The 16,922-nt window shown below is 68.7% G+C and carries 15 protein-coding genes and 1 riboswitch; of the genes, 5 read left to right on the plus strand and 10 right to left on the minus strand.

Features of this window, described 5'->3' with window-relative positions; all coding sequences use genetic code 11:
* Positions 1–116: 116 nt before the first annotated feature.
* Positions 117–662: a cytochrome b gene (locus tag ACIGFL_RS00470; protein ID WP_397495761.1), complete on the plus strand. Its 546-nt coding sequence runs from the start codon at positions 117–119 to the stop codon at positions 660–662.
* A gap of 67 nt (positions 663–729) precedes the next feature.
* Complete coding sequence (locus ACIGFL_RS00475; RefSeq protein WP_397486771.1) at positions 730–1,305, plus strand: YceI family protein; 576 nt, start codon at positions 730–732, stop codon at positions 1,303–1,305.
* 332 nt (positions 1,306–1,637) lie between these two features.
* Here the strand turns inward: ACIGFL_RS00475 and ACIGFL_RS00480 are convergent, their stop codons facing one another.
* The 5 genes from ACIGFL_RS00480 to ahcY form a co-directional block, all read right to left on the minus strand.
* Positions 1,638–3,521 carry a DEAD/DEAH box helicase gene (locus tag ACIGFL_RS00480; RefSeq protein WP_397495762.1) on the minus strand — a complete coding sequence of 628 codons (1,884 nt, stop codon included), beginning with the start codon at positions 3,519–3,521 and terminating at the stop codon, positions 1,638–1,640.
* Between the two features lie 189 nt (positions 3,522–3,710).
* Positions 3,711–4,469, minus strand: coding sequence for a substrate-binding periplasmic protein (locus ACIGFL_RS00485; protein WP_397495763.1), 759 nt, complete (start codon positions 4,467–4,469; stop codon positions 3,711–3,713).
* A gap of 51 nt (positions 4,470–4,520) precedes the next feature.
* Positions 4,521–5,894 (minus strand): nucleotide 5'-monophosphate nucleosidase PpnN, encoded by a 1,374-nt coding sequence (gene ppnN, locus ACIGFL_RS00490; RefSeq protein WP_397495764.1) that lies wholly within the window; start codon positions 5,892–5,894, stop codon positions 4,521–4,523.
* A 100-nt stretch (positions 5,895–5,994) separates the two neighbouring features.
* Positions 5,995–6,840, minus strand: a complete 846-nt coding sequence (gene metF / locus ACIGFL_RS00495) for a methylenetetrahydrofolate reductase [NAD(P)H] (RefSeq protein ID WP_397495765.1) — start codon at positions 6,838–6,840, stop codon at positions 5,995–5,997.
* 107 nt (positions 6,841–6,947) lie between these two features.
* Positions 6,948–8,357 (minus strand): adenosylhomocysteinase, encoded by a 1,410-nt coding sequence (gene ahcY / locus ACIGFL_RS00500; protein ID WP_122109352.1) that lies wholly within the window; start codon positions 8,355–8,357, stop codon positions 6,948–6,950.
* 22 nt (positions 8,358–8,379) lie between these two features.
* Positions 8,380–8,473: riboswitch (S-adenosyl-L-homocysteine riboswitch) on the minus strand.
* A gap of 222 nt (positions 8,474–8,695) precedes the next feature.
* Here ahcY and ACIGFL_RS00505 point away from each other — a divergent pair.
* From ACIGFL_RS00505 to ACIGFL_RS00515, 3 genes are all read left to right on the plus strand, one after another.
* Positions 8,696–9,082: an MAPEG family protein gene (locus ACIGFL_RS00505; RefSeq protein ID WP_397495766.1), complete on the plus strand. Its 387-nt coding sequence runs from the start codon at positions 8,696–8,698 to the stop codon at positions 9,080–9,082.
* Positions 9,083–9,232: 150 nt separating this feature from the next.
* Positions 9,233–10,822: a methyl-accepting chemotaxis protein gene (locus tag ACIGFL_RS00510; RefSeq protein WP_397495767.1), complete on the plus strand. Its 1,590-nt coding sequence runs from the start codon at positions 9,233–9,235 to the stop codon at positions 10,820–10,822.
* A 134-nt stretch (positions 10,823–10,956) separates the two neighbouring features.
* Positions 10,957–11,403 carry a c-type cytochrome gene (locus tag ACIGFL_RS00515; protein ID WP_397486763.1) on the plus strand — a complete coding sequence of 149 codons (447 nt, stop codon included), beginning with the start codon at positions 10,957–10,959 and terminating at the stop codon, positions 11,401–11,403.
* Here the strand turns inward: ACIGFL_RS00515 and ACIGFL_RS00520 are convergent, their stop codons facing one another.
* From ACIGFL_RS00520 to ACIGFL_RS00540, 5 genes are all read right to left on the minus strand, one after another.
* A complete protein-coding gene (locus tag ACIGFL_RS00520) occupies positions 11,404–11,784 on the minus strand; it encodes a DUF1090 domain-containing protein (protein ID WP_397495768.1) in 381 nt (126 codons plus the stop codon).
* Positions 11,785–11,894: 110 nt separating this feature from the next.
* Positions 11,895–13,586, minus strand: a complete 1,692-nt coding sequence (gene ligB, locus ACIGFL_RS00525; RefSeq protein ID WP_397495769.1) for an NAD-dependent DNA ligase LigB — start codon at positions 13,584–13,586, stop codon at positions 11,895–11,897.
* 184 nt (positions 13,587–13,770) lie between these two features.
* Positions 13,771–14,961, minus strand: coding sequence for a methionine adenosyltransferase (gene metK / locus ACIGFL_RS00530; protein WP_397495770.1), 1,191 nt, complete (start codon positions 14,959–14,961; stop codon positions 13,771–13,773).
* Positions 14,962–15,963: an ArsR/SmtB family transcription factor gene (locus tag ACIGFL_RS00535; protein WP_397495771.1), complete on the minus strand. Its 1,002-nt coding sequence runs from the start codon at positions 15,961–15,963 to the stop codon at positions 14,962–14,964.
* A gap of 73 nt (positions 15,964–16,036) precedes the next feature.
* Entirely contained in the window at positions 16,037–16,918 is an 882-nt protein-coding gene (locus ACIGFL_RS00540) for a LysR family transcriptional regulator (protein WP_397495772.1), read from the minus strand.
* Positions 16,919–16,922 lie beyond the last annotated feature (4 nt).

A 16,922-nucleotide genomic window follows, 5' to 3' on the forward strand; every position in this document is an offset into this window, starting at 1 on the left:
CGGAAATCCATCGTGCAAATATCGTATTTCTCGATATTTCATAGCGAAATTTTCCGCTTTAAATCGATAGATTTGTCGCTAGTCTTGCTCAACCTCTCGTCTCCGGAAGCCTTCCCATGCAGTGGCGCAACACTTCCTCCCGTTACGGCCTGGTCAGCGTGCTGCTGCACTGGCTGGTGGCCCTGGCCGTCTTCGGCCTGTTCGGCCTGGGCCTGTGGATGATGGAGCTGGGTTACTACGACCCCTGGCGCCAGCGCGCCCCCGAGCTGCACAAGAGCATCGGCATCGCGCTGTTCGCGCTGATGCTGCTGCGCATGCTGTGGCGTTGGCTGAGCCCGCCGCCGGCGGCCCTGGCCAGCCACGACCGGGCCACCCGCCTGGCCTCCAAGCTGGGTCACCGCCTGCTCTACCTCGGCTTGTTCGTGCTGATGCTTTCCGGTTACCTGATTTCCACCGCCGACGGCCGCGCCATCGAGGTGTTCGGCCTGTTCGCGGTGCCGGCTACTGTTACCGGCCTGCCGCAGCAGGAGGACGTCGCCGGCCTGGTGCACGAGTACCTGGCCTGGGGCCTGGTGCTGTTCGCCGGAGTGCATGCCCTGGCCGCGCTGAAACACCATTTCATCGACCGCGACAGCACCTTGCTGCGCATGTTCGGCCGTTGATTCGTCGTTCCTTCCGGCGCGGGCCGTGAGCCGCGCCCTTCGCTCAACCTCAGCAGGAGATTCACCCATGTTGAAGAAAACCCTCGTCGCCCTGGCACTGGGCAGCGCCCTGATCGGTGGCCAGGCCCTGGCCGCCGACTACGCCATCGACAAGAAAGGCCAGCACGCCTTCGTCAACTTCAAGATCAGCCACCTGGGCTACAGCTGGCTCTACGGCACCTTCAAGGACTTCGACGGCAAGTTCAGCTTCGACGCCGCCAATCCTGAGGCGAGCACCGTCAGCGTCACCCTCAACACCGCCAGCGTCGACACCAACCATGCCGAGCGCGACAAGCATATCCGCAGCGACGACTTCCTCAGCGTCGGCAAGCACCCGACCGCGACCTTCGAGTCCACCTCGGTGAAGTCCACCGGCGAAGGCAGCGCCGACATCAGCGGCAACCTGACCCTCAACGGCGTGACCAAGCCGGTGGTGATCGCCGCCAAGTTCATCGGCGAAGGCTCCGATCCCTGGGGCGGCTACCGCGCCGGTTTCGAGGGCAGCACCACGCTGAAGCTGAAGGACTTCGATATCGCCATGGACCTCGGCCCGGCGTCCGAGACCGTCGAGCTGATCCTCTCCATCGAAGGTGTCCGTCAGTAAAGAAAGCGGCCGCTTGCGGCCCAGCTGATGACCCTCTCCCATTTATGGGAGACGACTGCAAGGATGCAGGAGGTAGGGCGACGCAGGAGCTAAAGCCGAGGGTGCCCGTAGGGCGGGAGAGGGCTATTTAGCGCGTAGGGCGGATGTCGCTTTTCACATCCACCGACTCGGTGGATCGATAGAGCGTGATCCACCCTACGTAAGCTACGCCGCCCGTAGGGTGTCGCGGGGCCGCCTAGTGGTATCGCGGTCCGAAAATCTGGTGCGCGCGGCGCACCCTACGGATATGCAAACGCCGCCCATCGGGCGGCGTTTTCGTTGGCGGCCTTGGCCTACTCTTCGCGGTTGCGCGTCAGCAGGGCCGGCTTCTCGCCGCGCGGGCGGCTGCTGTTGGCCAGCTCGTCGAGTTGTTCCGGGGTCGGGAAGCGATCCAGGCGCGAGCCCTTGTGCACGATCACCGGTTGCTTCTCGCGCGGGTTGCGCACCAGGGCTTCCGAACGCGGCAGTTCGTCGCGATCGAGCGAGGTGATGCGGCCGTCGTGCGCCGGGCGACCACGGCCCGCACCATTGCGGCCCTGTGCCGCCTGACCGCCGCCCTGGCGACGGCCCTTGCCGGCGCCGCCGGCGCCATTGGCGTTGCTACGCGGGCCCTTGTTGGCCGGACGCTGGCCCTGGGGCGCGCCGTTGCCGGGAGCGCCGCCGCCGGAGCGACGGCCGCGGCCCTGGGGTTTGTTCTGGATCGGGCTGACGTAGTCGACGCGGTTGCCGAAGTTGTCGATCTCGTCGTCGCGGAACTCGTCCGGCGCGCGGTCCGGAGGCAACGGCGGAATGGCCGGGGCGGCGGCCGCCTGGCTGCTGCCCCGCGGCGCCTGGCCGCGACGGTTCTGGCCTTGCTGCTGCGGCTTGCTCTTGTGCTCCTTGCCGCTGTCCTTGCCCTTGTCCTTGCGGCCGCCGCCATGGCGTTCGCCCTTGGGCTTGTCGCCGCCCTGGGCGTTCTGCGCCTTGGGCTGCTTCTGCCCGCGCGGCTGGCGCGGTTCGCGCACTTCGGGGCGCTCGGCCTCGACGGTGCTGGCATCGAAACCCATCGGGTCGCCGTCGGGGATCCTCTGCTTGGCCATCCGCTCGATGCTCTTGAGCAGCTTTTCCTCGTCCGGCGCCACCAGCGAGATCGCCTCGCCGCTACGTCCGGCGCGGCCGGTGCGGCCGATGCGGTGCACGTAGTCTTCCTCGACGTTGGGCAGCTCGAAGTTGACCACGTGCGGCAGTTGGTCGATATCCAGGCCGCGGGCGGCGATATCGGTGGCCACCAGGATGCGCACCTGGTTCGCCTTGAAGTCGGCCAGGGCCTTGGTGCGCGCGTTCTGGCTCTTGTTGCCGTGGATCGCGGCGGCCGGCAGGCCGTGCTTGTCGAGGTATTCGGCGAGGCGGTTGGCGCCGTGTTTGGTGCGGGTGAACACCAGCACCTGCTCCCAGGCGCCCTGGGTGATCAGGTGGGCGAGCAGCGCGCGCTTGTGGCTGGCGGGCAGGCGGAACACGCGCTGTTCGATGCGCTCGACCGTGGTGTTCGGCGGCGTCACCTCGATGCGCTCGGGGTTGTGCAGCAGCTTGCCGGCCAGGTCGGTGATGTCCTTGGAGAAGGTCGCCGAGAACAGCAGGTTCTGCCGCTGCGCCGGCAGCTTGGCCAGTACCTTCTTGACGTCGTGGATAAAGCCCATGTCGAGCATGCGGTCGGCTTCGTCGAGGACGAGGATTTCCACGTGCGACAGGTCGATGGCCTTCTGGTTGGTCAGGTCGAGCAGGCGCCCGGGGCAGGCCACCAGCACGTCGACGCCCTTGGCCAGGGCCTGGATCTGCGGGTTCATGCCGACGCCGCCGAAGATGCAGGCGCTGACGAATTTCAGGTCGCGGGCATAAACCTTGAAGCTGTCATGCACCTGCGCGGCCAGCTCGCGGGTGGGCGTCAGCACCAGCACGCGCGGCTGTTTCGGGCCATGACGCTGTTCGCGGTCGGGGTGGCCGGCCGGGAACAGGCGCTCGAGAATCGGCAGGGCGAAGCCTGCGGTCTTACCCGTACCCGTCTGGGCCGCCACCATCAGGTCGCGACCTTGCAACACGGCGGGAATGGCCCGCTGTTGCACCGGCGTGGGTTGGGTGTAGCCGGCGGATTCGATCGCACGGACTAGAGCCTCGGAGAGACCGAGGGAGGCAAAGGACATGGGCAATCCTGTACGTAGTGAGGGCGTGGCCCTATGGGGTGTATTGCCTGGCTTGAATCACGCGTAGGAAGCGTGATCCCGTCCGGTACTGCTGGCCTCTAGGGGGCTAGCATCCGGGCGCAAGCCTGGCGGGAAGGCCCGAGTATAACAGAGCGAGCGGCTTGCGTAGCCACCAGCCTGTCGGTTGGTTCACGGCCTGGACGGTGCGGGGGCGGCGTGGCGTGCCTGCAGCCGGGCGTAGGCGGGCTCGCGCTTGAAGCGGCGCAGCTCAAGGGCGAAATCGGCGGCCAGGCGCTGCAGCGCCGGGTCGCGGCGCAGGGCCAGGTACAGGCGGTCGTGGCCGATGGGCTTGCGGTTGTAGTCGACTTGCGCCTGCAAGCCCAGTTGGGCGGCGAGGTAGAGGCCGGCGCGGCGGTCGTTGACCACCAAATCGACGCGCTGGCGCACCAGCTTGCCGAGGTTGGCCTCGTGGCTGGGCGCTTCCTCGCGGCTGAACAGGGTCGAAGTACGGAAGGCCTCGTCGTTGTACCAGTAGCCGGGGGAGACGCCGATCAGCAGGTCCTGCAGGTCTTCCAGGCGGCGGAAGGGGTAGGGGCGCTGCCGGGCATGGAACAGCACCAGTTCGATCTCGGCCAGCGGCTCGTCGACGAACAGCATGTGCGCCTCGCGCTCGGGTAGGCGGAAGATGTCGAGGATGCCGTCGGCCTGGCCCTGCTCCAGCGCCAGCAGGCAGCGCTTCCAGGGCATGAACTGCAGCTCCAGCTCGACGCCCAGGCGGCGCAGCACCTCGCGGCTGATCTCGTAGTCGAGGCCGGCGGGCTGGCCGTCGTCCTGGTAGACGTAGGGCGCCCAGGCCTCGGTGACCAGGCGCAGCGGCTCGCCGCGAGCCTCGAAGGCGAGGCCGCACAGTAGAAGGATGGCGAGAATCTGGCGCTGGAATAATGGCATTGCGCCAGGTTAACGATTTTGCCGGCGCCGCGAAAGCGCCGGCGGCGCGGTTTAGTCGACCACCCGGTAGCAGGGCTCATAGGCGCTGCCGCCGGGCAGCTTCATCCGGTGTTGCTCGACGAAGGCCTGCAGCAGGCGATCCAGCGGGCGCATGATGCTCGTCTCGCCACGGATTTCGTAGGGGCCGTGCTGCTCGATCAGGCGGATGCCGTTCTCCTTGACGTTGCCGGCGACTATGCCGGAGAAGGCGCGGCGCAGGTTGGCCGCCAGCTCGTGCAGCGGCTGCTGGCGGGTCAGCTTGAGCGCGGCCATGTTGGCGTGGGTCGGCTCGAACGGGCGCTGGAAGCTCTCGTCGATCTTCAGCAGCCAGTTGAAGTGGAAGGCGTCGTTGCGTTCGCGGCGGAACTGGCGCACCGCCTTGATCCCTGCGGCCATCTCGCGGGCCACCTCGGCGGGGTCGTTGAAGATCATCCGGTAGCGCTGCTGCGCGGCTTCGCCGAGGGTCTCGCCGATGAACTCGTGCAGCTGCTGCAGGTAGGTGGCGGCGGTCTTCGGCCCGGTGATGATCACCGGGAAGGGCAGCTCGCGGTTGTCCGGGTGGGTGAGGATGCCCAGCAGGTAGAGCAGCTCTTCGGCGGTGCCGGCGCCGCCGGGGAAGATGATGATGCCGTGGCCGACGCGGACGAAGGCCTCCAGGCGCTTCTCGATGTCCGGCAGGATCACCAGTTCGTTGACTATGGGGTTGGGCGCCTCGGCGGCGATGATCCCCGGCTCGGTCAGGCCCAGGTAGCGGCCGCCCAGGTTGCGCTGCTTGGCGTGGCTGATGGTGGCGCCCTTCATCGGCCCCTTCATCACCCCCGGGCCGCAGCCGGTGCAGATGTCCAGGCCGCGCAGGCCCAGCTCGTGGCCGACCTTCTTGGTGTACTTGTACTCGTCGCTGCTGATCGAGTGGCCGCCCCAGCACACCACCATCTTCGGCTCGACGCCGCTGCGCAGGGTGCGCGCGTTGCGCAGCAGGTGGAAGACGTAGTCGGTGATGCCTTCGGAGCTGTCCAGGTCGATGCGCTTGTTTTCCAGCTCGCTCTGCGTGTAGACGATGTCGCGCAGGGCGCTGAACAGCATTTCGCGGGTGCTGGCGATCATCTCGCCGTCGACGAAGGCGTCGGCCGGGGCGTTGACCAGCTCCAGGCGGATGCCGCGATCCTGCTGGTGGATATGCACCTCGAAGTCGGGGTAGGCCTCGAGGATGGTCTTGGCGTTGTCGCTGTGCGAGCCGGTGTTGAGAATCGCCAGCGCGCACTGGCGGAACAGGCGGTAGACGCTGCCGGAGCCGGTCTCGCGCAGCTGTTGCACTTCGCGCTGCGACAGGGTTTCCAGGCTGCCCTTGGGGCTGACGGAGGCGTTGATTCTCGGGCGTTTCTGCATGGCGGGGCGGTCCTTCGGAAAGCGGGGTGTGGCGCACAAAGAGCGTCGTGGACGCCGGCGAGTCGGCGCCCGGCAACGGCGCCGACTCGGGCGGCGGGCCTCAGCGCGGCAGCTTGAGGTTGTTCCAGATCGCCAGGCTGGGGCCGGCCAGGTTCATGCTGTAGAAGTGCAGGCCGGGCGCGCCGCCGGCCAGCAGGCGTTCGCACATCTCGCTGATCACCTGCTCGCCGAAGGCGCGGATGCTGTCGGCGTCGTCGCCGTAGGCCTCCAGCTGCTTGCGCACCCAGCGCGGAATCTCTGCGCCGCAGGCGTCGGAGAAGCGCGCCAGCTTGCTGTAGTTGGTGATCGGCATGATGCCCGGCACCACTGGGATGTCCACGCCCAGTTTCTGCACGCGTTCGACGAAGTAGAAATAGCTGTCGGCGTTGAAGAAGTACTGGGTGATGGCGCTGTCGGCGCCGGCCTTGGCCTTGCGCACGAAATTGGCGATGTCGTCCTCGAAATTGCGCGCCTGCGGGTGCATCTCCGGGTAGGCGGCGATCTCGATATGGAAATGCTCGCCGGTTTCCTCGCGGATGAAGGCGACCAGCTCGTTGGCGTAGCGCAGCTCGCCGCTGGCCAGGCCCATGCCGGACGGCAGGTCGCCGCGCAGGGCGACGATGCGCTTGATCCCGGCGTTCCGGTACTGGTTCAGCAGCTCGCGCAGCTCGGCCTTGCTGTCGCCGACGCAGGACAGGTGCGGCGCGGTGGGCACCTTCACCTCGCCGTCGAGCTGCAGCACGGTGTTCAGCGTGCGGTCGCGGGTGGAGCCGCCGGCGCCGTAGGTGCAGGAGAAGAAGTCGGGGTTGTAGCTGGCCAGCTGGCGCGCCACGTTCATCAGTTTTTCGTGCCCGGCTTCGGTCTTGGTGGGGAAGAACTCGAAGCTGTAGCGGCGTTCTTGGCTCATACGGAGTTTCCACGTGTGTAGGGTGGACAGGCGCAGCTTGTCCACCGACATGCTCGAGCAGGTGGGCAGGCCGCTCGCCGGCCTGCCCACCCTACGCCTGGTGCTGCTTAGTAGCGGTAGGCGTCCGGCTTGAACGGGCCTTCCACGGTGACGCCGATGTACTCGGCCTGCTGCGGGGTCAGGCGGGTGACCACGCCGCCGAAGCCCTTGACCATCTCCAGCGCCACTTCTTCGTCGAGCTTCTTCGGCAGCACTTCCACGGTCAGGCGCTCGGCCTTCTTCTCGGCCGGCAGGTCGGCGAACTTCTGCTCGAACAGGAAGATCTGCGCCAGCACCTGGTTGGCGAAGGAGCCGTCCATGATCCGGCTCGGGTGGCCGGTGGCATTGCCCAGGTTCACCAGGCGGCCTTCGGCCAGCAGGATCAGGTAGTCGTCATTGGCCGGATCGAAAGTGCCGGCGCCGGTACGGTGGATCTTGTGCACCTGCGGCTTGACCTCTTCCCACGCCCAATTCTTGCGCATGAAGGCCGTATCAATTTCATTGTCGAAGTGGCCAATGTTGCACACCACGGCGCGCTTCTTCAGCGCCTTGAGCATGCCCGCGTCGCACACGTTGACGTTGCCGGTGGTGGTGACGATCAGGTCGATCTTGCCCAGCAGCGCGGCGTCGACGCTGGCCTCGGTGCCGTCGTTGAGGCCGTTCTTGTACGGCGAGACCAGCTCGAAACCGTCCATGCAGGCCTGCATGGCGCAGATCGGATCGATCTCGGAGACCTTGACGATCATGCCTTCCTGACGCAGCGACTGCGCCGAGCCCTTGCCCACGTCGCCGTAGCCGATCACCAGCGCCTGCTTGCCGGACAGCAGGTGGTCGGTGCCGCGCTTGATGGCGTCGTTGAGGCTGTGGCGGCAGCCGTACTTGTTGTCGTTCTTGCTCTTGGTCACCGCGTCGTTGACGTTGATCGCCGGGACTTTCAGGGTGCCGGCCTTGAGCATGTCGAGCAGGCGGTGCACGCCGGTGGTGGTTTCCTCGGTGACGCCGTGGATGCGCTCGAGCATCTGCGGGTATTTCTTGTGCAGGATCTCGGTCAGGTCGCCGCCGTCGTCCAGCACCATGTTGGCGTCCCACGGCTTACCGTCCTTGAGGATGGTCTGCTCGATGCACCACTCGTACTCCTGCTCGGTCTCGCCCTTCCAGGCGAACACCGGGATGCCGGCGGCGGCGATGGCGGCAGCGGCCTGGTCCTGGGTGGAGAAGATGTTGCAGCTCGACCAGCGCACCTCGGCACCCAACGCGATCAGGGTCTCGATCAGCACGCCGGTCTGGATGGTCATGTGGATGCAGCCGATGATCTTCGCGCCCTTGAGCGGCTGGCTGGCGGCGTACTTGCGGCGCAGGCCCATCAGCGCCGGCATCTCGGATTCGGCGATGATCAGCTCTTTGCGGCCCCAGTCGGCCAGGGAAATGTCGGCGACCTTGTAGTCGGTAAAACCGGCAGGCGTCAGTACAGCGCTCATGATGAGTTCTCCATTCGTTGTCTGCGAATGGGCGCCGTTGATGCGTATGGTTAACGCCCCATCCGAGCCTGACAAAGTCCGCACCTGGCGGATTTGCTGCAGCGCCCCTCGGACGGGTGGCGGGAGCGGCCGGAGCTGTGCCGGCTGCGTGAAGCTGGCGGATTATAGCCGCGTGCGGCGTGCAGCCCAAGGCTTTCCGTCGGTCTTTGCGCGGCGCCGCTGGCCACTGCCGCCGGCGCATTGGCCGGATCGCCGTCGACTTGTCCCGGTCGGGTCATGGACGCCCGGCCCGCGGGCGGCCCAAGCTGCGCACTCCTTTAGCGAACTGCGGAGCCTCCATGACCCTCGCCTACTGGTGCGTGCTGATCGCCATCGTCCTGCCCTACCTGGCCACCGCCAGCGCCAAGTTCCTCGGCGCCGGCTACGGGCCGCGCGCCAACAGCGACCCGCGCGCCTTCCTCGCCGCTCTGCAGGGCTGGCGCAAGCGCGCCCACAACGCCCAGCTCAACGGCTTCGAGGTGACCCCGGCGTTCGCCGCGGCGGTGATCATCGCCCACCAGGCCGGCGGTGCCGCGCAGGGGCTGCTGGATCAACTGGCGATCGCCTTCGTGCTCAGCCGGGTGCTGTACTTGCTCTGCTACCTGGCCGACTGGGGACCGATCCGTACGCTGGTGTGGTTCGCCGGCATGGGCCTGATCGTCGCCCTGTTCGTGGTCTCGGCCTGAGCCGAAACGGCGCGTGACCGCTCGGTCGGCGCGCCGTTCTGGTGCATTGTGCCGCGTTAAACAGCGCGCCAGGCTGCTGGCGGCTGGCCACTTTCTTGCTTGCTCCCGATTATTTGGCGGGGGTTCCCGCCGTCTGCCAGGGAGCCTCTCATGTCCGCCACCGCCTTGTTCGACCGCCTGCTCTGCGCCATCGGCCTGCGCACGCTGAATCAGCAGTTCCTGTTTTCCTACGCGCTGATGTTCCTCCTGGCGGTGATCGCCTCGGTGGCGCTGTACCTGAGCATGTCGGTGTCGCCGGAGACCATCAACGTCGCCGGTGCGCAGCGCATGCTCAGCCAGAAGATGACCAAGGAGGCGCTGCTGCTGCGCGAAGGCGTGCTGCCGGCGACCGCCCTGGAAGCGACCATGGCGCAGTTCGACGGTGCTCACCGCGACCTGCTGGCCGGCAACCCGGCGCGCAATATCAGCGCCATCGCCGAGCCCAACGTGCAGGCGCAGATGAACAAGGTCGGCGCTCTCTGGCAGGGCTTTCGCGGCCAGCTGCAGCGCCTGGTCGGCGGCGACACGGCGGTCGACCTCGTGGCCCTGGAGCAGCAGTCGGTGCAGCTGCTGCGCGAGATGAACCAGGCCGTCGGGCTGATGGCGGCGCACGCCGAGGGTAGCCAGCGGCGGCAGATGTGGCTGGCCTTCGGCTGCGTGCTGGGCATCCTCGCCCTGGTGGTGCTCGGCCGCCAGTTCGGCCTGCGCCCGCTGATGCACAACCTCAATGCGGTGGAGGGCGCGCTGACCCGGGTCGGCTCCGGCGACTTCACCCGCGGCCTGGACGGGCGCCAGGGCGACAACGAGATCGGCCGCATCTTCGCCGGCTACAACCGCATGCAGGAGCAGGTGCGCGGCCTGCTGGCGGAGGTCAAGCGCAGCGGCGAGCGCACCGGCGAACACGTCGGCAGCGTGGTCGGCGCGGCGCAGGCGGCCGGCGACGGCGTGCGCCGCCAGTACGAGGACCTCGACCAGGTGGCCACGGCGATGAACGAGATGAGCGCCACCGTGGCGGAGGTGGCCCGGCATGCCGCGCACGCCGCCGAATCGGCGCGCAGCGCCGACGACTGCGCGCAGAGCGGCCAGCAGGTGGTGCAGCGCAGCGCCGCGCAGATCGCCGAGCTGAGCGCCCAGCTGCAACGCAGCGGCGCCCAGGTGCAGCGCCTGGAGGCGGAAACCACCGGGGTGGGCAAGGTGCTCGAGGTGATCAGGTCGATCGCCGAACAGACCAACCTGCTGGCGCTCAACGCCGCCATCGAGGCGGCGCGCGCCGGCGAGGCCGGCCGTGGTTTCGCCGTGGTCGCCGACGAGGTGCGCACCCTGGCCAGTCGCACCCAGCAGTCCACCGGCGAGATCCAGGCGATGATCCAGCGCCTGCAGAGCGGCGCCCGCGATGCGGTGACGGCGATGCAGCAGAGTGCGCAGCTGGCCGAAGACAACCTCAGCCATATCCGCCAGGCCAGCGGGGTGCTCGACGCCATAGTCGGCGCGGTGGACGGCATCAACGCGCTGAACGCGCAGATCGCCACCGCCGCCGAGCAACAGAGCCAGGTGGCGCAGGAGATCGACCAGCGCGTGACCCATATCTCCAGCCTGGCCGAACGCAGCCAGGGCGAGACCGCAAGCGTGGTGCAGGTCAGCGCGCAGATTCACGGCGAGGTGCGCCAGCTCAATCAGCAGCTGGATCGTTTCCGTACCTGAATAGCTGGTGCGCACGGCGCCGCCTGCCGACGTCGGACGGCGGGCGGCGCGACAACTGCGGTAAAACACCGCGCTTGGCCTGATCGGGCCGAGTGGCGATACTGGCCGCCCGTTTTTTTCCGGAAGGCGTCGCGATGAAGTTCAAAGCCCTGCTGCTGGCCTGCGCCTGCCTGACCCTGGTCGCCTGCGGCGGCGTCGATCCCGATTCGCCGCTGGGCCAGCGCCAGGCGCTGTTCAAGCAGATGCTCAAGGTCAGCGAGGACCTCGGCGGCATGCTGCGCGGGCGCATTGCCTACGACGAGGCCGGCTTTATCGCCGGCGCCGCCGAGCTGGAGCGCCTGTCGCGCCAGCCCTGGCAGCACTTTCCGCAGGTCCGCGACGACGAGCGCAGCAAGGCCACCGACGAGGTCTGGCAGCGGCAGGCGCAGTTCCAGCAGCTGGCGCGCGAACTGGAGCAGGCCACCGCGGCCCTGGTGCAGGCCACCGCTGCGCCGCCGCTGCGCCGCGCCGCGCTGGAGCCGGCGGTGCAGCAGGTCGAGGACAGTTGCGAGGCCTGTCACCAGGCGTTTCGCGCCTACTGATCAGCGCGCGAGTTCGGCCTCGGCCTGTTCCAGTTCGGCGCGCGCCTCGGCCAGCTTGGCCTGGCGCTTGGCGATCTTGTCCGGATCGCCCTTGCTCAGCGCATCGCGCAGGTCCATCTCGCGCTGCTCGATCTCCTGCCGCGCCTCGTCGATCTCGGCCCGGCGCTCGGCCTGCAGGGCGCCGTCGTGGCAATGCGCCTCGACCTGCGCCAGGGCCTGTTGCAGGCCGGCCACCTGGTCAGGGTTGTGGTGCTGACGGGCGATCTCGATCTTCTCCTGCAGGGCTTGGCGCTTGGCCGCGCAGCCGCTGACGCCGCTGTCGGCGAAGCTGAAGGCGGTGCTGGCGACCAGCAGGGCGAGCAGGCTGAGCTGACGAATCATGGGCTTGTCCTTATGGCTGGGGTTTGGAGGAAGACCGCGTCGCGGCGCCGGGGTTCGCTGCGGCCGAGCCAGGAAGGCGCTGACCATGATCTGGGTCAAGGTTGCGCGCGTTACTCCGCGGCGGCCTGCAGGCGCGGTTGAAAGGCGGCAATGCCGGCCTGCTGCAACTGCGCGCCGAGGCGCCGCACCTCCGGGTGCTGGAAGAACGCCAGCAGCCGCTCGGCGCCCTGCGCGCCGACGCCGCGCTGGCGTTGCCAGTCGGCGCGGCCACGGGCGAGCAGGCTGGGCCAGTCCGGCGTCGGCTCGGCGGCGAAACCGGGTGGGGCGCCGAGGGCGCGCAGCCATTGCTCGAGCGGGCGCTGGCGGGCCAGGGCGAAGGCCTGCTGCAACTGCGCCGCGCGACGCGCACCTATGCCCGGTAGGGCCTGCAGCTGGGCGGCGTCCAGTTCCAGCCAGTCGAGCAGACCGTCCAGCTGTGCGTCTGCCACCAGGCTGTGCCAGGTGCCCGGGCCGACGCCAGGCAGGGCCAGGCCCCCTTTGCCGCCGAGCCAGCCCAGGCGCGCCTGGAACTGCTGGCGACAGTTCGCGCTGAGGCGCCAGCAGCTCAGCGCGTGGTAGTCGGCCGGATTGGGGGCCTGCACCGGGGCGCGCTGCGGGCTGCGCCAGATCACCCCGTCCAGGCGCGGGATGGTCAGCCCGGCCAGGCGGATGGCGACCTGATCGCCGGGCCGCACGTCCAGCTTTTGCCAGCCCTGCAGCGAACCCAGAGCGACGCGGCTGATGCGCCGCTCGTCGAGGTCGACCGGCTGCAGGCGCAGGATCGGGGTGATGCGCCCGCTGCGGCCGATGCTGAAGTCCACCGCCTGCACCACCGCCAGCGCCTGGCTCGCCGGGTATTTCCAGGCCACCGCCCAGTGCGGCGCCTCGGCCTGCCAGCGCCGGCCGGGCGGCCGCACGCCCTGGCGCAGCACCACGCCGTCGCTGGCGAAGGGCAGGGCCTGGCGATACCAGCGCTGGCGCCAATGGCGGGCTTGCTCCGGCGTGTGCAGCGGCTGGGTGTACTCCGCGCTGTCGACGAACCCCAGCGCCTGCAGGCCGTGCAGGCGAGCGCGCATATCCGCCGGGCCGTCCGGCCAGTCCCAGACGAACAGGCCGACAGCGGCCGCCTCGCGCTCGTCCAGGGTCTGTCGCGCCATCAGTCCGGCCACCTTGCCGCGTGCCCCGGCGCCGCCGGCGAGCGCCTGCACATGGTCGTCCAGGCGCCAGTACAGCTCGCCCTGCAGCACCGCATCGAGCGGCTCGCGCAGGCGCCTGGGAATGGCCGGCAACTGCCGCGCCCGCGCCGTCCAGTCCTGGCCCTGGCGGCCGTCGCCGCGGCTGATCGCCTGCTGCAGCGTGCCGCCGCGGTAGACCAGGGTGACCGCCACACCGTCGACCTTGGGTTGAATCCACAGCTCCTCGCGGCTGGCCATCCATTTGCCTATCGCCGCATCGCCGAGCTTGCGCAGGCCGGTCTGTGGTATCGGATGGTCGAGCCGGGTGGCGGCGCCGGCCAGCGGCTCGGCCAGTGCCGGGGCGGCGTCGGGGAAGCAGGCGCGCCAGTGCTGCAGACGCTCGCGCGCCTGGTCGTAGAGCTCATCGGCGACCAATGAGCGGCCCTGGTTGTGGTAGGCGTCGTCCCAGCGGGCGATCTGCTCGGCGAGGGCATCGAGTTCGGCGCTGGCGCGCCCGGCGGGCCAGTGCGGGCAGGGCTCGGCCTGGGCGGCCAGGGGCAAGAGGAGCAGGGCGATCCAGGCCTTCATGGCAAGCGTCCGTGCTTGGGGGGAAGGCTTGAGCCTAGTCGAGCGCATGCCGGTGCGCGAATGACGCCGCTGCTGCGGCGCGTAGCCCGGGTGCAGCCAGCCTCTTCCCGGGTGGCATCCGGGCTACGAGCGGCCAACAAAAAGCCCCGCACGATGGCGGGGCTTCGGCTGTTGCGCTGGGGGCTTACAGACCGGCGGCGGCGCGCAGGTCGGCGGCCTTGTCGGTGCGTTCCCAGGTGAAGGTGGTGAAGCTGTCGTCGCCCACCGCCTTCTGCTGCGGGGTGCGGCCGAAGTGGCCGTAGGCGGCGGTGTCCTGGTACATCGGGTGGAGCAGGTCGAGCATGCGGGTGATGGCGTAGGGCCGCAGGTCGAACACTTCGCGCACCAGCTGGATGATCTTGTCTTCGGCGATCTTGTGGGTGCCGAAGGTGTTGACCGAAATCGAGGTCGGCTGGGCCACGCCGATGGCGTAGGACACCTGGATCTCGCAGCGCTCGGCCAGGCCGGCGGCGACGATGTTCTTGGCCACGTAGCGGCCGGCGTAGGCGGCGCTGCGGTCGACCTTGGACGGGTCCTTGCCGGAGAAGGCGCCGCCGCCGTGACGGGCCATGCCGCCGTAGCTGTCGACGATGATCTTGCGCCCGGTCAGGCCGCAGTCGCCCACCGGGCCGCCGATGACGAACTTGCCGGTGGGGTTGATGTGGTACTGGGTGTCTTTATGCAGCAGCTCGGCCGGCAGGCTGTGCTTGACGATCAGCTCCATCACCGCTTCCTGCAGGTCGCTCTGGCTGATTTCCGGGTTGTGCTGGGTGGACAGCACCACGGCGTCGATGCCGACCACCTTGCCGTTCTCGTAGCGGCAGGTGACCTGGGATTTCGCATCCGGGCGCAGCCAGGGCAGCAGGCCGGACTTGCGCGCCTCGGCCTGGCGCTCGACCAGGGCGTGGGACAGGCGAATCGGCGCCGGCATCAGCACGTCGGTCTCGTTGCTGGCGTAGCCGAACATCAGGCCCTGATCGCCGGCGCCCTGGTCTTCCGGCTTGGCGCGGTCGACACCCTGGTTGATGTCCGGGGACTGCTTGCCGATGATGTTGAGCACGCCGCAGGTGGCGCCGTCGAAGCCGACGTCGCTGCTGGTGTAGCCGATGTCGCAGATCACGTCGCGGACGATCTGCTCCAGGTCGACCCAGGCGCTGGTGGTGACTTCGCCGGCGACGATGGCCACGCCGGTCTTGACCAGGGTTTCCACGGCCACGCGGGCGTGCTTGTCCTGGGCGATGATGGCGTCGAGCACGGCATCGGAAATCTGGTCGGCGATCTTGTCCGGATGCCCCTCGGACACGGACTCGGAGGTAAACAGGGAATATTCGCTCATCTATCGGTTCCTTTCTTGCCGGAGGCTGAGGGCGCTGCGCGCATCGGGTTTGGCGAAGTGCCGTAACTGAATTTGAAAGCCGTTCTTCAGGCCAATGTAGAGGCTCTCGCCGGCAACCAGGCCGGCGGCGCTGGCCCAGCGGGCCAGGTCGTCCTGTTCGAAGCCGAGCCAGAGGTCGCCGCAGGCTTCCCTGGCCCAGCTCTGGTCGTGGCTGCACAGCTCGCTGAGCAGCAGGCTGCCGCCGGGCGCGACCAGCCGCGCCAGCTGACGGAAGGCCTCGGCCGGGGTGGCGAAGTGGTGCAGCACCATGTTCAGCACCACGCAATCGGCGGCCGCTTGCTCGTCCTGCAGGGCGTCGGCCAGGCGCAGCTCGACGTTGTCCAGGCCTTCGCCGACGCAGCGCTGACGCGCCAGTTCGAGCATCGCCGGGCTGTTGTCCAGCGCCGTGACACGGGCGAAGCGGCGGGCCAGCTCGGGCAGGAAGGCGCCGTCGCCGGGGCCGATTTCCAGCGCGCTGGCGGTCGGCGCGAAGTGCAGCGCATCGAGCAGCGCCAGCAGGCTGTCGCGGTACTGCGCAAGGCTCGCGATGAGGTCCTGCTGGGCCTGGAAGCTCGCCGCCATGCGCGCGAAGAAGTCGCGGCTGACGGTGGCGCGCTGCTGGTGCACGGTGGCGATGCGTGCCTGCACTTCGCCTGGCAGCGGCAGCGCGTCGATGTCTTCCAGCAGCGCCGCATGCAGGCGGCCGCCGGGCAGGGCGCGGCGGTAGAAGATCGCGTTGCCTTCGCGGCGGGTGGCCACCAAGCCGGCCTGGGCCAGCACCTTGAGGTGGTGGCTCATGCCCGACTGGCCGATGGCGAAGATCTGCGCCAGCTCCAGCACGCCGAACGAGTCGTTGCTCAGCGCGCGCAGCACGTTCAGGCGCAGCGCATCGCCGCCGGCCTTGCACAGGGCGGCGAGCTCGTCGCAGGGGTCGAAGTCCAGCTGGGAGGCACGCAGGGTCATGGTGGCGCAGTCTAGTCGGTCATTTTTCATCCAGCAACAGCAATATCAAAAAGTTTTGATATTGCTCGAGGGCTCATTCCGGCGCTTCGCTCAGCGCCAGGAAGGCCGCCGGCGCCGGGCTCAGGCTGGCGCCGGGACGCCACAGCACATGCAGCTCGCGCTCGATCTGCAGGTCGGCTACCGCCAGGCGGCGCAGCTCGCCGCTGGCCAGCTCGCGCTCGACCACCCGTTGCGACAGCCAGGCGATGCCCTGGCCGTCGGCGAGCAGGCGCTTGAGCGCCTCGGTGCTGCCGATGGCCATGCCCGCCTGCGGTTCCAGGCCGTGGGCCCGGTAGGCCTGCTCGACGCTGGCGCGCGCGCCCGAGCCGGGTTCGCGCATATACAGCGGGTAGGCCTGCAGGTCCGCCGCCTGCAGCCGCTCGACCCCGGCCAGTGGATGCCGCGGTGCCACCACCGGCAACAGCGCGTCGCGCGCCAGCAGGCGGTGATCGTAATCGGCTCGGGCGAAGGGGCCTTCGACGAAGCCCAGGCTGATCCGGCCCTCGTCGAGCTGGCGGGTCACCGCCTCGGTGTTGCTCACCTCCAGGCCGACGAAGATCTGCGGGTGCAGCGCGCGGAAGCGGTTGATCAACGGCGGTAGCAGGTAGGCGCCGAGGGTGGCGCTGGCGCCCAGGTGCAGCTCGCCCTGTTCCAGCTGGGCGAAGTCGCGCAGGTCGCGCTCGGCCGCCTGCTCCAGAGCGAAGATGCGCCGCGCGTAGTCGTGCAGGCGCCGGCCGCCTTCGGTCAGGCGCACGCCGCGGGCCTGGCGGTCGAACAGGCGCAGCTCGAGGCTGGCCTCCAGGTCGCGGATTTCGCGGGTCACCGCCGGCTGGCTGATATGCAGGCGCGCGGCGCCGGCGCTGATGCTGCCGGCCTCGGCCACGGCGAGAAAGACCTTGAGGTGATGCAGGTTCACGCGG

The organism is Pseudomonas sp. NPDC077649, from assembly GCF_044542855.1.
In the GTDB taxonomy this organism is placed as follows: Bacteria; Pseudomonadota; Gammaproteobacteria; order Pseudomonadales; family Pseudomonadaceae; genus Aquipseudomonas.